Origin of the sequence: Rhodopseudomonas sp. BR0C11 (genome assembly GCF_010820945.1) — a bacterium.
GTDB lineage: Bacteria > Pseudomonadota > Alphaproteobacteria > Rhizobiales > Xanthobacteraceae > Rhodopseudomonas > Rhodopseudomonas palustris_H.
The window spans coordinates 1-13,560 of sequence record NZ_QTKI01000097.1 but is presented as its reverse complement, the minus strand read 5'-3'; the positions used below and the strand labels follow the sequence as shown (position 1 = coordinate 13,560).

Annotated in this window: 19 protein-coding genes; 8 read left to right on the top strand and 11 right to left on the bottom strand. The window is 63.7% G+C overall.

Annotated features, from left to right (window positions below; translation table 11 throughout):
• Window positions 1–1,257: serine hydroxymethyltransferase (glyA, locus tag DYI24_RS10245; protein WP_164572215.1), on the bottom strand; the 1,257-nt coding region annotated here is incomplete at its 3' end.
• Between the two features lie 495 nt (window positions 1,258–1,752).
• Between glyA and DYI24_RS28750 the strand changes: the two genes are divergently transcribed.
• The 4 genes from DYI24_RS28750 to DYI24_RS10225 all read left to right on the top strand — a co-directional run bounded on the left by DYI24_RS28750 (window position 1,753) and on the right by DYI24_RS10225 (window position 3,849).
• Window positions 1,753–1,893: a hypothetical protein gene (locus DYI24_RS28750; protein ID WP_502706334.1), complete on the top strand. Its 141-nt coding sequence runs from the start codon at window positions 1,753–1,755 to the stop codon at window positions 1,891–1,893.
• A complete protein-coding gene (locus DYI24_RS10235; RefSeq protein WP_246701217.1) occupies window positions 1,890–2,183 on the top strand; it encodes a type II toxin-antitoxin system RelE/ParE family toxin in 294 nt (97 codons plus the stop codon). Before DYI24_RS28750 ends, DYI24_RS10235 begins: the two co-directional genes overlap by 4 nt.
• A gap of 252 nt (window positions 2,184–2,435) precedes the next feature.
• On the top strand, window positions 2,436–3,011 hold the full coding sequence (locus DYI24_RS10230; protein WP_164572214.1) for a hypothetical protein: 576 nt from the start codon (window positions 2,436–2,438) through the stop codon (window positions 3,009–3,011).
• A gap of 214 nt (window positions 3,012–3,225) precedes the next feature.
• Entirely contained in the window at window positions 3,226–3,849 is a 624-nt protein-coding gene (locus tag DYI24_RS10225; protein ID WP_164572213.1) for an NUDIX hydrolase, read from the top strand.
• 80 nt (window positions 3,850–3,929) lie between these two features.
• Here DYI24_RS10225 and DYI24_RS10220 read toward each other — a convergent pair whose 3' ends face one another.
• From DYI24_RS10220 to DYI24_RS10210, 3 genes are all read right to left on the bottom strand, one after another.
• A complete protein-coding gene (locus DYI24_RS10220; protein ID WP_164572212.1) occupies window positions 3,930–4,280 on the bottom strand; it encodes a HepT-like ribonuclease domain-containing protein in 351 nt (116 codons plus the stop codon).
• Window positions 4,277–4,525, bottom strand: coding sequence for a nucleotidyltransferase family protein (locus DYI24_RS10215; protein ID WP_205523462.1), 249 nt, complete (start codon window positions 4,523–4,525; stop codon window positions 4,277–4,279). The genes DYI24_RS10220 and DYI24_RS10215 overlap by 4 nt, the downstream gene beginning before the upstream one ends.
• Window positions 4,526–4,710: 185 nt before the next feature.
• Window positions 4,711–4,917, bottom strand: a complete 207-nt coding sequence (locus tag DYI24_RS10210) for a hypothetical protein (protein ID WP_164572217.1) — start codon at window positions 4,915–4,917, stop codon at window positions 4,711–4,713.
• 274 nt (window positions 4,918–5,191) lie between these two features.
• Between DYI24_RS10210 and yghU the strand changes: the two genes are divergently transcribed.
• Window positions 5,192–6,064, top strand: coding sequence for a glutathione-dependent disulfide-bond oxidoreductase (gene yghU, locus DYI24_RS10205; RefSeq protein ID WP_164572210.1), 873 nt, complete (start codon window positions 5,192–5,194; stop codon window positions 6,062–6,064).
• Between the two features lie 194 nt (window positions 6,065–6,258).
• Here the strand turns inward: yghU and DYI24_RS10200 are convergent, their stop codons facing one another.
• The 7 genes from DYI24_RS10200 to DYI24_RS10170 form a co-directional block, all read right to left on the bottom strand.
• Window positions 6,259–6,660 carry a group III truncated hemoglobin gene (locus DYI24_RS10200; protein ID WP_164572216.1) on the bottom strand — a complete coding sequence of 134 codons (402 nt, stop codon included), beginning with the start codon at window positions 6,658–6,660 and terminating at the stop codon, window positions 6,259–6,261.
• A 58-nt stretch (window positions 6,661–6,718) separates the two neighbouring features.
• Window positions 6,719–7,279: a DUF4142 domain-containing protein gene (locus tag DYI24_RS10195; RefSeq protein ID WP_246701216.1), complete on the bottom strand. Its 561-nt coding sequence runs from the start codon at window positions 7,277–7,279 to the stop codon at window positions 6,719–6,721.
• Window positions 7,280–7,299: 20 nt separating this feature from the next.
• The gene (locus DYI24_RS10190; RefSeq protein ID WP_107344645.1) at window positions 7,300–7,515 is read right to left on the bottom strand and encodes a hypothetical protein; all 216 of its coding nucleotides are present in this window, start codon (window positions 7,513–7,515) and stop codon (window positions 7,300–7,302) included.
• Window positions 7,516–7,530: 15 nt separating this feature from the next.
• Complete coding sequence (locus tag DYI24_RS10185) at window positions 7,531–7,758, bottom strand: hypothetical protein (protein ID WP_107344644.1); 228 nt, start codon at window positions 7,756–7,758, stop codon at window positions 7,531–7,533.
• Window positions 7,759–7,973: 215 nt separating this feature from the next.
• Complete coding sequence (ldtR, locus tag DYI24_RS10180; protein WP_013502490.1) at window positions 7,974–8,492, bottom strand: transcriptional regulator LdtR; 519 nt, start codon at window positions 8,490–8,492, stop codon at window positions 7,974–7,976.
• A gap of 353 nt (window positions 8,493–8,845) precedes the next feature.
• On the bottom strand, window positions 8,846–10,411 hold the full coding sequence (locus tag DYI24_RS10175; protein WP_164572208.1) for an AMP-binding protein: 1,566 nt from the start codon (window positions 10,409–10,411) through the stop codon (window positions 8,846–8,848).
• A gap of 73 nt (window positions 10,412–10,484) precedes the next feature.
• Entirely contained in the window at window positions 10,485–10,949 is a 465-nt protein-coding gene (locus tag DYI24_RS10170) for a DUF6163 family protein (protein WP_107344642.1), read from the bottom strand.
• A gap of 192 nt (window positions 10,950–11,141) precedes the next feature.
• Here DYI24_RS10170 and hemB point away from each other — a divergent pair, with 192 nt between their 5' ends.
• The 3 genes from hemB to DYI24_RS10155 all read left to right on the top strand — a co-directional run.
• The gene (hemB, locus tag DYI24_RS10165; RefSeq protein ID WP_164572207.1) at window positions 11,142–12,194 is read left to right on the top strand and encodes a porphobilinogen synthase; all 1,053 of its coding nucleotides are present in this window, start codon (window positions 11,142–11,144) and stop codon (window positions 12,192–12,194) included.
• Between the two features lie 160 nt (window positions 12,195–12,354).
• The gene (locus DYI24_RS10160) at window positions 12,355–12,882 is read left to right on the top strand and encodes an RDD family protein (protein ID WP_107344640.1); all 528 of its coding nucleotides are present in this window, start codon (window positions 12,355–12,357) and stop codon (window positions 12,880–12,882) included.
• A 68-nt stretch (window positions 12,883–12,950) separates the two neighbouring features.
• A partial coding sequence (locus DYI24_RS10155) for an arginyltransferase (protein WP_164572206.1) occupies window positions 12,951–13,560 on the top strand: 610 nt, incomplete at its 3' end.

The window sequence follows — 13,560 nt, the reverse complement described above, 5'->3', positions numbered from 1 at the left end:
CTCCTTCACCGAAGCTTCCACCAGCGGCGCGCTGCCGTCCGGCGATTGTGCAATGGCGTTCAGCACTTCGGCGATCAAGTGACCAACCTGCTGGAACTCGGCGACGCCGAATCCACGAGTCGTCGCCGCCGGGGTGCCGAGGCGCAGACCCGAGGTCACGAACGGCTTCTCCGGGTCGAACGGGATACCGTTCTTGTTGCAGGTGATGCCTGCGCGGACTAGCGCCTTCTCCGACACGTTGCCCTTCAGCCCCTTCGGCCGCAGGTCCACCAGCATGAGATGGTTGTCGGTGCCGCCCGAAACCAGATCGAAGCCGGCCGAGCGCAGCGTTTCCGCAAGCGCCTTGGCGTTTTCGACGACGTTCTTCGTGTAGACCTTGAAGTCGGGCTGCAGCGCTTCCTTGAACGCCACCGCCTTGGCGGCGATCACGTGCATCAGCGGGCCGCCCTGCAGGCCGGGGAAAATCGCCGAGTTGAACTTCTTGGCCAGCGCCTCGTCGTTTGTGAGGATGAGGCCACCGCGCGGGCCGCGCAGCGACTTGTGGGTGGTGGTGGTGACGACATGGGCGTGCGGCACCGGCGAGGCATGGACGCCGCCGGCGACGAGGCCGGCGAAGTGCGCCATGTCGACCATGAAATACGCGCCGACGCTGTCGGCGATCTCGCGGAAGCGCTTGAAGTCCCAGGCGCGCGGATAGGCCGAGCCGCCGGCGATGATCAGCTTCGGCTTGGCTTCTTCGGCGAGCTTGGCGACCGCGTCCATATCGATCATCTGGTCTTCGCGGCGCACCGTGTAGTGCACCGGCTTGAACCACTTGCCGCTCATGTTGACCGGGGCGCCGTGAGTGAGATGGCCGCCGGCGGCGAGATCGAGGCCCATGAAGGTATCGCCGGGCTGCAGCAGCGCCAGGAACACCGCCTGGTTCATCTGGCTGCCGGAGTTCGGCTGGACGTTGGCGAAGTTGGCGCCGAACAGCTTCTTGGCGCGGTCGATGGCGAGGTTCTCGGCGATGTCGACGAATTCGCAGCCGCCGTAATAGCGGTTGCCCGGATAGCCTTCCGCGTACTTGTTGGTCATCACCGAGCCCTGCGCTTCCAGCACCGCGCGGCTGACGATGTTCTCGGAGGCGATCAGCTCGACCTCGTGGCGCTGGCGGCCGAGTTCGCCGCGGATCGCAGCGGCGATCTCGGGATCGGCCTGCTCCAGCGAGGCGGAGAAGAAGCTGTCGGGCGCGGACGCGGGATTGGCTGTGCTCATGGGAAAAGTCTCCACCGTCGCAGCCGGTTCATCGGGTGCGAGCGGTTACGGGATAGCGGTTCGGAAGCGGCGGCTGCCGCATAGCACATCCGGCCCCGCCGGCCAAGGATCTGAACCATGCATTGCGGCATCCGGCCTCAGCCCCGCCCAGATATGGTGGCTGCGACAGAGTTGCAGAAGGGGCAGCCAAACTGCCTGGAAACTCCTGGTTTTGTGCCGACCGGCGGTTCTGCCAGCTTCCTTTTCCCTTTGCGGAGGGAGCCGTGGCCTTCGACGAGCCTCGTCTTATGCCAGGTTAGGCCCGCCCTGCCCTCGACAGCGCCACCCATCGGACTTAGCTTTTCGACATGAACCTGATCCGCCGCACCTTCGATCTCGACTTGGCGACCGACGAGCGCCTGAAGGCGCTTGCGGCCGAGCGAGGTCAGGACGAAGCAGCGGTGCTCGCTAAAGCACTCGCGCTGCTCGACTCAGTGGGCGAGATCGAAATCCCGGATGTTGCGGAAGATCGTCGGCGTCTCGACCGGTTTCGGGAAACCGGCGAAGCGGTGCCGATTGCCGAAAGTCCAGGCCTGGGTCGAAAGCTGGGGCACCGATAGCGAGTTGCCACAGCCATCGGCGCGGCCGGTGGGATGATCCGGTTCGCACCGGAAGCCGTCGACGATTTAGCGCGGGTGCGTGACTTTCTCGATGTGAACAGCCCTGACGCTGCCAAGCGCGCTATCGCCACGCTCTTTGCTGCCCTTCAGCGCCTCGAAGACTTTCCGAATCTCGGTCGTCAGACCGACGACGTCAGTATTCGCCAAATTGTCGTTCCGTTCGGATCGGCCTGTTATGTCCTGCGCTACGTTTTGGGCGACAACGGCGATCTTCTCGTCCTGCGGGTGGCACGGTCGCGAGGCACGGACATGAGCGGTTGGCGTTAGCATGACGCAGAGTTGATGGTGGCATCGCTGAGCTCGGCCTAGTGACAAACAAACCGGCATGTCCTGTCCAATTCCACTCCCCCTTGCCGTAGGGGGCGGGGCACGAGTCAAAAGCCTGTCACTCCGGCGGAGCTGATCGCCGAATTTTGCGTTTGACGGGACCTCGCTAGCCGCGCAAGGGGACCACGCCTCCCCTCGTCGTCCTCGCCCCCACTCGCCCATACTGACCGCGAAAAAGCCCTGAGCCATTCAATGGCGCTGATCGACAAATACGTTCCGGCGTTCGCCTTCAACGAGCGCCATGCCATCCAGGTCGACGCGCCGGGCGACAAGGTGCTCGACGCAATTCTCCGCTTCCGGCCGGAAGATGATCCGTTCTTCCGCCTGATGATCACGTTGCGCGAATTACCTATGCGTACCGCGCGCCTATTCGGCAGCGTCGGGCAGACCACACCAAAAGTGTTCGGCATCGACGACTTCACGCTGCTCGAACACGACGACCAGGAGGTGGTGTTCGGATTGGTGGGCCAATTCTGGCGACCCGATTTCGGCCTCGTCCGCATTGCGGATGGCGCAGCGTTCGTCGCATTTCAGCGCAGCGGCTTCGTCAAGCTCGGACTCAACTTCGCGATTGCTCCGCAAGGCGACGGCCGCATTCGCCTGACGACCGAGACCCGCGCGTTCTGCCCCGATCGCGACGCGCGCTTGAAGCTGCTGCCCTACTGGTACGCCGTCCGTCCGTTCAGCGGCCTGATCCGCCGCCGCATCCTCGCCGGCCTGAAGCGCCGCAGTGAGGCGGCGGGGAGCCAGCCACCAACGGGGCCATAACACCGCTGTTCGCATCACTGAGCCAGATAGCCCGAATTGGTCAACCGACGTCTATTGCCTTGCTCAGAAGGGCTGGCGCGGCGAACCGTTCGAGCGCGGCAGTTGACCATTTCCTGCCAGAGGCGCGGAATACACCATCGGGCGAGCGCGGAGCCTTTGTTGAACTGACCAGTGGTCCACGGCTGTGCACCGCCCGAACGACGCGGAGGTTGCCATGGAAGACCGATGGCTCGCATGGGCGAAACAGCTTCAAGCAATTGCCTCGACAGGCCAGTCCTTCTGCAAAGACGAGTTTGATCAGGAGCGCTATCGCGAGATCGCTCACATCGCCAACAGCATGATAGCTCAGCTGGGGACCGTACCGATCGAGCGCATCGAAGGCCTCGTGTCGGACTTCGCTAAGGGCTACGCCACACCCAAAGTAGATGTCCGTGGGGCTGTGATCGAGAAAGACAAAATCCTTCTCGTTCGCGAGAGGAGCGACGGGTGCTGGACACTTCCGGGAGGCTTTGCGGATGTCGGTCGCTCCGCGTCAGAAAACGTCGTGAAGGAGATTTGGGAAGAGGCCGGAATTGCCGTATCGGCACGGAGCCTCTATAGCGTTCGCCACAAGGCAAAGCAGCCCTACCAGCCGGACGCGCGCGATTTCTACAAGCTATTCTTCATTTGCGAAAGAACAGATCTGACGGCCCCGTCAGCCCGCGGTGAAACGACCGACGTCGACTTTTTCCCGGCGGATCGCTTACCCAGGCTGTCCCGCGGCCGCGTTGTCGAAAGCGATATAGAGGCTGCATTTGCGTTCCAGCACGGCTCGTTGCACACAACCATTTTTGATTGAGGATCGGCGACGCAAGAGGACAGCGGCTCAGGCGGGCTTGCTCGTATCGGTGCTGGTACCGCCCACCCAAACGCTCAGTTCTAAAGAAGAGACTTCGCCCTCCTCGCCGCCGCGACCGTCTGCGGGATCGATATCGTCACGGTCGTCCAAACGATCTGCTGCTCCACCATATAGTAGCCATGACTGAGCTTGTTGCGAGCTCTGTAGGCCAAGCCGAGCTGAAGCTCCGGAAAACGCGCTTCCAGCGTCGGGTCGAGCTTTGCGAGTTCGTTGGCTGCGACACCGATCGCTTCGGCGCATTTTGCAGCGGCGTCCTGGGTCTTTAGATCTTTTAGGAAGCTCTCGTAGTTCACGCCGGCCAAGTGACCTTCCAGCCGCTCCCCCCAGGCGATGATATCGTTCAGCCAATCGAGGACCGAGCGCCGGCTCACGGCAACGGCACGAGATCAGTCTGGATGCGGGCAGCGACGTCCGGAGCGAGCAGACCGGCGGTGACGATTTCGACTCGGCAACCGAGTAGAGCTTCGAGCGCCTGCTCAGCACGGGCAAAGTCGTAAAGCGAAGTGGTTGGGGCGGCATCGACAAGGATGTCGAGATCGCTCCGCCGAGTGTCTTCACCGCGCGCGACCGAGCCGAACAGGCGTGGATTAGTCAGCCCGAACTCGCTGAGGATCATCGCCAGTCGATCGCCATGCGCGGCAATGGCTTCGGAGGGTCTTAGGAGCTCGGTAGTTGCTCGGGGCATGCCTTATGTTAGCAGATTGGAGCCGCGGCGCCGAGGTGAATTTACAACCTTCGGGCGGCATCTGGTTCACCGATCACGTCCCGGATTTCGCAGCCTTGAGCGGACTACCGCGCTGGCTACAGCGTCTCCTGCTTCGCCCCGCATTCCTTGCAGGTGTAGGCCACGCGGGTAACGCCCTTCGGCGCCTTGACCTTGTTTGGGGCGCCGCATTTGCCGCATGTGGCCATGATTATGGTGTCGCCCTGCTTCACCGTCACGTTGCGGGTCGCCATCGCCTCGCGCATCAGCCGCTCGGCCTCTTCGCGCATCGCCTTCTTGTCCATGTCGTCCATCGTTCGTTGTGTCGTCGCCCCGCGTTGTAGCGCAGCGCGATGACGGCGACCGCATCAAATCCGCAGTGCCCCGCGAAAATCGGTTGACAGTGGGGCTCTGCAACCTCGCCCTGGCCTCACCGCTCGTCCGGCGCTGCCTGCGGGCGTCGCAGCCGCTTGCCGGGCATGACCAAGCTGCCGCGATGCCCCTTGCAATGCGCGCGGGGCTCGCCAATCTCTGCTGTCCCGCTCAACCACAATCCGAACCTCAATCCGGAGCCCATTGATGACCGACGCCCCCTACACGCCGCCCAAAGTCTGGACCTGGGACAAGGAGAACGGCGGGAAATTCGCGTCGATCAACCGTCCGATCGCCGGCCCCACCCATGGCAAGGAGCTGCCGGTCGGCAAGCACCCGCTGCAGCTGTATTCGCTGGCGACCCCGAACGGCCAAAAGGTGACGATCCTGCTCGAGGAGCTGCTGGCGCACGGCCATAGCGGCGCAGAATACGACGCCTGGCTGATCAAGATCGGCGATGGCGACCAGTTCTCGTCCGGCTTCGTCGGGGTCAACCCGAACTCGAAGATCCCGGCGCTGCTCGACCGCTCGGTGAACCCGCCGCAGCGCGTGTTCGAATCCGGCTCGATCCTGCTGTACCTCGCCGAGAAGTTCGGCGAATTCATTCCGAAGGATCCGGCCGGCCGCACCGAATGCCTGAACTGGCTGTTCTGGCAGATGGGGTCGGCGCCGTATCTCGGCGGCGGCTTCGGCCATTTCTATGCCTATGCGCCGGAGAAGTGGGAGTACCCGATCAACCGCTTCGCCATGGAAGTGAAGCGGCAGATGGACGTGCTCGACCGCCGGCTTGCCGAGACCGAGTATCTGGCCGGTGCCGAATATTCGATCGCCGACATCGCGGTGTGGCCGTGGTACGGCGGCCTCGCGAATGGCGTGCTGTATGGCGACAGCGCCACCTTCCTGGATGTGGCGAGCTACAAGAACGTGCAGCGCTGGACCAAGGCGATCGGTGCCCGCCCCGCGGTGAAGCGCGGCCGCATGGTCAACCGCATCAGCGGCGACCTCTCCACCCAACTCCACGAACGCCACGACGCCAGCGACTTCGAGACCAAGACGCAGGATAAGCTCGAGGCCAAGTAATCTGGAGAATTCAGACGGAATCGCGTCAACGCCCTCTCCTCCCCCACGCCATTCCGGGGCGCGAACGCAGTTCGCAAACCCGGAATCTCGAGATTAGTCGGGCGAGCGTTTCCACAAGCTCGGGATTCCGGGTTCGCTCACTGACGTGAGCGCCCCGGAATGACGAGGAGAACGGGTCGGCCGGCTGTGCCGAACTACACGCTGTGCCTGGGCGTCGCGACTTTGCCTTGGGTCGTGGCGATGCCCATCTCGAAGCTGTCGGCGATGCGGCGGGCGCGGATGATGAATTCGGCCGCCACCTCCGGGGTGAACAGCTCGGTCGCGGTCGCTTCGAACAGCTTCAGCCAGCGGTCGAAATGCTCCGGCGCGAGGTTGAGCATCAGATGCGGCCGCATCGGCCGGCCGCCATAGCGCCCGGTCTTCAGCAGCATCGACGACCAGAAATCGGTGATCTGGGCGATGTGGTGATCCCAGTCGTGCACCGCGCGGTCGAAGATCGGCCCGATCACCTCGTCCTCCCGGGCGCGGCCATAGAAGGTTCGCACCAGCTCGGCGATCTGGTCGTCGGTCAGAATGTCCGAATGGGCAAGGCTCATGACGACGATGTAGGCCACCCGGCGGCGCTGCTCAAGCCGGCCAGCCTTCGAGAAGCGATCAACTCGTCGCCTGGCCTTCCAGGATCGCCAGATCACGTTCCAGCAGCGGCAATTGCTGGATGGCGAAGCGGCGGATCAGGTCGTTGTCCGGATGCAGCAGAAACCGCCGCATCAGCGCAATCATGCGGCGGAATTCCCTGACCTGCTTGGCGTGGAAATCGGCCATGAACCGCTCGCCGACGGCGCCGCGCAGGCCGGCCAGCTCGTTGCTGAGGATCACGTTGGAATGGTCGGGAAAATCGATCGACAGCAGCGTGAATGTGTTGAGCCGGAACACCTGCTGGTCGCGCTCGCGGGCCTGCCGGGCCTGATCGGCCGCGAACTGCCGCAGCGCATCGTCGCCGCGCGAATCCGCCAGCCCCGCTGCCTGGGTCTGAAACATGTTGAACTGGTGCAAATAGCGCAGCACGTCGGCGGCGTTCGGCGGCCAGCCGAACACCTGCTTGATTCCGAGCGCTTCAACCAGGGCATGTTGTCGGGGCGTTTCCGCGCTGGCGATGACGCCGACGAAAATCACGATGGCCGGCAGGATCGCAACCAGTCCCGCGATCAGCCGCATCATCATCCGTGCACCGCCTGCTACAACCCCGTGTAGCCAGCTTTCACCGGATCATTGCTGCCGTCAAGCTCGCGTAAATAGACCAAACCGCACACCGTCAGGCGGTTGTCGTCGGTCTCGCCCGCCTCGACCAGCGTGCGGATATAGCTTTCGACTTTGGCTTTGGCATTCTCGGCCGCTTCCTGGTTGGTTAGCAGCCCATAGGTCTGGATCACGCGGTCAATGGCGCGTTGCATATCGTCCCCTTGTTGTCAGGCCGCGATCTTCGCGGACTCGAAGTTGGAGATCGCCTTGTTGGCGAGACGAATCGGATGGGTCTCGCCGCGCTGGAACATCTGCACGATCAACTCGAGCAGGCCGTCGTGGGTCGCCGTGGTGTCGGGGATCGCGCCGGTGCGACGCAGATAGTTCGCCGCGATATCATAGGCTTTTCCGATCGTGTCGACGTTCATCACCCGAAGCCCTCGCTCGATCAGCATCGTCCTCTCCAACGGCTGGCGCAGGGATAAGTATCGAGGCAAACTAAGGTTCCAGAAGGTTCCTGCGAAAATTCGGCAGCGCAAAACAAATCGGCCTCCCTTGCGGGAGGCCGAGGACGACAGGTCTGGAGACTGACAGCGCGCGGGCCTGCTTCGTTGTGAGCAGCGGCTCGGCGGTTGGCCGGCCGACGTTGGCGCGTATCTCTTAGGCGGCCTTACAGCCGATACAGGATCTGGTCGGTCCAGAACCGCTCGAGGCGGTGCAGCGACTTGTTCAGGGTGGCGAACTCCTCGCTGGAGATGCCGCCGACCTGCTCCACCGTCTTGACGTGCTTCTGATACAGCGCCTCGACGATGTGGCGGACTTCCTGGCCCTGCGGGGTCAGACGGATCCGCACCGAGCGGCGATCGACGCGCGACCGCTGATGATCGAGGAAGCCGAGTTCGACCAGCTTCTTCAGATTGTAGGAGACGTTGGAGCCGAGGTAGTAACCGCGGGTGCGCAGTTCGCCGGCGGTCAGCTCCTTGTCGCCGATGTTGTAGAGCAGCAGCGCTTGCACCGAGTTGATATCAGCGCGACCGCGACGATCGAACTCGTCCTTGATGACGTCGAGCAACCGGCGGTGCAGTCGCTCCACGAGAGTGAGCGCCTCGAGATAGAGCGGCTGGACCGGCGTGTTGGCTGCTACTGCGGGTGCGGAGGTTTCCGCCGCCGTGGCGACTGCTTTGATCATGACACTTCCCCTGTCGTCTTTTTTGATCGACTTATTCGACGAAACTTCTGTCTCGTCTGATAGGTCCACCTTAAGGGGCCGCTTTGAACATCAGCTTAAATAAGACGATAAAGAGATCATGAATTTAAGACAGTGAACCGTGCATTAAGCTTGCAAATCAAGGGCTTTTTGCAACGATTGATTCACGGATCGACGGCGATTCAAGGGTTTTCCGGACGCCCGTGTCGCATTTGAAGACAGCTTCGTTCGAATTTGAAAGATCTGCGTAACGGATCCGGCGCCGCGTCCGCGATCCGGTTAAGGTCTTCACAACCCTATCCGGACCGCGTTTCGATAAAATGCCGCGAGCTTGTTTACGCGACGCCGCGGTTGCGGCCTTCCCAATATGGGGCACGCAGCACCTTGCGATCGATTTTGCCGAGACCAGTCACCGGGATCGCTTCGACAAAGTCGATCGACTTCGGCGACCACGGCGCGCCGCGCTTCTCTTTGACGTGCGCCTGCAGTTCGGCGGCGTCGTTGTTGGCGCCGGGCTTCAGCACCACGAACGCTTTGACGGCCTCGCCCCATTTGTCGTCGGGCACGCCGATCACAGCAGCGGATGCGACCGCATGGTGCGCCATCAACGCATCCTCGACTTCGCGCGGATAGATGTTGAAGCCGCCGGAGATGATCATGTCCTTGGTGCGGTCGACGATATAGAGATAGCCGTCGGCGTCCTTCACAGCGACGTCGCCGGTGTGCAGCCAGCCGCCGCGGAACGCCTCCGCCGTCGCTTCAGGCCGCTTCCAATAGCCGTCCATCACCAGCGTGCCGCGCACGCAGATTTCGCCGGGCTCGCCGGTGCCGACTTCACGCATCTCGGAATCGAACAGCTTGACGTCGAGCAGCGGGCTCGGCCGTCCGCAACTGCCAAGGCGCCCGGGCTTGGAGTCGTCGTGGTCGACCTTGCGCATCGTGGTGATGCATTGCGGCGCCTCGGTCTGGCCGTACAGCTGCACGAATACGTTGCCGAAGATCTTGATGCCCTCGCGCAAGCGATCCGGCGACATCGGCGCGGCGCCATACACGATCATGTCGAGCGACGACAGGTCGTGACGCGCCCTCACCTGCGGCGCATCGATCAGCGCGTAGATCAGCGTCGGCACCAGAAACGCCGCGGTGATCTTGTCCTCGGCAATGACGCGGCAATACGACTCGACCTCGAAGCCTTGCACCAGCCGCGTGAAGCCGCCGCGCATCATCACCGGATAGACCGTCACGCCGGCGGCGTGGCTGATCGGCGTGGCGGCGAGATAGCGGATGTCGGCGGGCCAGTCCCAATCCGAATACAGGATCACCGCCATCGTGGTCAGCGCGCGATGCGGGATCATCACGCCCTTGGAGCGGCCCGTGGTGCCGCCGGTGTAGGCCAGCCACGCAATGTCGGAGGTCACGCTGTCGTCGACCAGCGGCGCCGGCTGAACCGCTGCGAAGCCATCGAGCAGGTCGCGCGCGCCGTCCACCGGTCCGAACGACAAGAGATGCTTCAGTCCCGGCACGCGGGCGCGGATCGCCTCGCCGCGCGCCGCGAACTTGCCACCTTCGACGATCAGCGCATCGATCTCGGCATCCTCGATGATGAAGGCATGGTCGTCTTCGGCTGCCATCGGATGCAGCGGCGTGTAGCGCATGCCCATCACTGTCGCGGCGCAGATCGCGGCCCAGGATTCGGCGCGGTTCGACGACAGGATCGACAGCGCGCTGCCCTTGGCGAGGCCGCAGTCGCGAAACAGCGTGATGAAGCGGCCGACCGCGTTACCGAGTTCGCGATAGCTCCAGCGAATGCTGCCGTCGGCGATCGCCGGACGGTCACCGTAGCGCGCAATCGCATTGATGATCAGGCTGCCGCCCGTGCCGCCGGAATGAAGCTGGTCCATGGTTTCCCCCTTTGTTGTGGTTATTGTTGATACGGCGCCGCCTTGCGTGATGCGGCAGCGCTCGCCGCACGCGCTATGGCGGCCGTTCGCGCGCTGCCATCCAGGCAAGCGCCAGATAGGCGGCGAGCAGCAGCGCTTCGCCGAGCACCACCAGCAGGCTGCCGCCATAGATCGTCGGGAACATCAGTTCGATGACCGCCATCGACACCACGGTCGTCAGCCACACCACGGCGCCCCACGGCGTCGCGAGCCACAGCCCGACGGCGGCGACCAGCTCGATCACCGCGAAATAGATCGTGGCAGTCTGCCAGGCCATGGTCTGGACCTCGAACGCATCGTCTTCGCCGCCGACGAAGCCGGTGATCTGCGCCCAGTGGTAAAGGCCCTTGGCGACCGACAGCACCGCCATCACCCGCAGGAACAGCACCAGGCGCCGCGTCCAGTCGTTCTCATGATTATCCGGCCGCTCCGGCGAGATCGCCGCGACCGAAATCGCCTGGTCTCTCGGCGGTTGTTCGCGTGGTGGAAGTTCGGACATGCGGCTCGGCTACCGATCGGTGGTGGTGCGGTGCGGTCTGACCTGAGTCTTGGCCCGCCGGGCCAGCAAAATCAATCGGCTGTGATCGCCACGGAACATTCTGATTGCGCCAAATCAACAGTGCGGTGACGCGGGGGTGCCAAAATGCTACTTTCCATGAACACAGCAGAGCCTGCAGGGAGAGTTGGCACCATGGCGATCAAGTTCGGCCGTCCCATCGAGATTCGTGACCCCTCGACCCGGCCCGCCGCTCCGCCGCTCGATCTCACCATCCGTCCGCGCCGCAACCGCAAGACCGAGTGGGCTCGCCGTTTGGTGCGTGAGAACGTCCTGACCACTGACGACCTGATCTGGCCGATGTTCGTGATCGACGGCACCAACCAGCGGGTTCAGGTCGCCTCGATGCCGGGCGTCGAGCGACTCAGCGTCGACCAGATCGTCCGCGACGCCGAGCGCGCCGCCAAGCTCGATATCCCGTGCATCGCGCTGTTCCCGTTCACCGAGCCGTCGCTGCGCGACGAGCACGGCACCGAAGCCTCCAATCCGGAAAACCTGATCTGCAAGACGGTCCGCGCGATCAAGAAGGAATTCCCGCAGATCGGCGTGCTGTGCGACGTGGCGCTCGACCCCTACACAAGCCACGGCCACGACGGCCTGATCGAGGATGGTCGCATCCTCAACGACGAGACCGTCGCGGTGCTGGTGCAGCAGTCGCTGGTGCAGGCCCAGGCCGGCTGCGATGTGATCGCGCCGTCGGACATGATGGATGGCCGGATCGGCGCGATCCGCGAAGCGCTCGATGCCGCCGGCTATCTCGACGTTCAGATCATGGCCTATGCGGCCAAGTATGCGTCGGCCTTCTACGGCCCGTTCCGCGACGCGATCGGTTCGGCCAAGGCGCTGACCGGCGACAAGCGCACCTACCAGATGGACCCGGCCAACACCGACGAGGCGATCCGCGAGGTCGAGCTCGATCTCGCCGAAGGCGCCGACATGGTGATGGTCAAGCCCGGCATGCCGTATCTCGACATCGTCCGCCGCGTGAAGGAAACTTTCGGCGTGCCGACCTTCGCCTATCAGGTGTCGGGCGAGTACGCGATGATCGCGGCGGCCGCCAACAACGGCTGGCTCGACGGCGATCGGGCGATGATGGAAAGCCTGCTCGCCTTCAAGCGCGCCGGCGCCAACGGCGTGCTGACCTACTTCGCGCCGGCGGCGGCCGAAAAGCTGCGCCAGCAGGGCTAAGTCTCCCTCCTGACCTCTTTCAACCCTCCATCGATTCGCCGGTCTGCGGCGGATCAATGGAGGGTTTGTAATGTCGCGGCAGCCTTGCAAGGCGCGCCTGCCGTCGCCATGTCGAACCCGACCACCGTTCTGTCGGAACGGTGCAACGGGGAGCAGGCTGATGGCTGACTATGGCGGGAGTGGCTGGCGCGGCGGCGAGGTGCGGCCGGCGGCGTTTGATCCCTGGCTCAATCCGGAATTGTTTCAAGGCGTGCTGACCAAGCGCGTCTTCGCTTTCCTGATCGATCTCGTCGTGCTCACCATCCCGGTGCTGGTGGTCACGGTCTTCATCGCGATGTTCGGCCTGGTGACGCTCGGCATCGGCTGGACGCTGTTCTGGCTGGTCTCACCGCTGTCGGTGATCTGGGCACTGGTGTACTACGGCGCCTCGCTCGGCGGCCCGCACTCGGCGACGATCGGCATGCGCACGATGGGTCTCGAGCTCACCACCTGGACTGGCGAGCCCGGCTACTTCGTGCTCGGCGCGGCGCACGCCTTCCTGTTCTGGCTGTCGCTGTCGATGCTGACCCCGCTGGTGCTGCTGGTCGGGCTATTCAATGCCCGCCGCCGCCTGCTGCACGACATCGTACTCGGAACTGTGATTATCAACAGCACGGTGCCCGCCTCCCAGCCGGCGCGCTCCTACTAAGGGCGAAAGCGATTGACCGGAGACGGACGTAAGGCGATGCTGGTCACGTTGGAGGCCGACGACCCGACGTGACCCAGCACTCGCGCGACACACCGCAATTCTATCTGACGGCCCCCTCGCCGTGCCCGTATCTGCCGGGCCGGCACGAACGCAAGGTGTTCACCCACCTCGTCGGCAACAAGGCCGGCGAGCTCAACGACCTCCTCACCCATGGCGGCTTCCGGCGCAGCCAGTCGATCGCCTACCGCCCGGCCTGCGATCAGTGCCGGGCCTGCGTCTCGGTGCGGGTGATCGCCAACGAATTCAAGCCGTCGCGCAACCAGCGCAAGCTGCTGGCCCGCAATGCCGACCTCGTCGGCGAGCAGCGCAATCCGGTGCCGACCTCCGAGCAGTATTCGGTGTTCCGCGCCTATCTGGACCAGCGCCATCGCCATGGCGGCATGGCCGACATGACGGTGCTCGACTACGCGATGATGGTCGAGGACAGCCACGTCCAGACCCGGATGATCGAGTATCGCAAGCGGACGCCCGACACCGGCGTCACCGGGCGCGGCGGCGAGCTGATCGCGGCGGCGCTGACCGACGTGCTCGGCGACGGGCTGTCGATGGTGTATTCGTTCTACGAGCCGAACGAGCAGCACCGGTCGCTCGGCACCTTCATGATCCTCGACCACATCG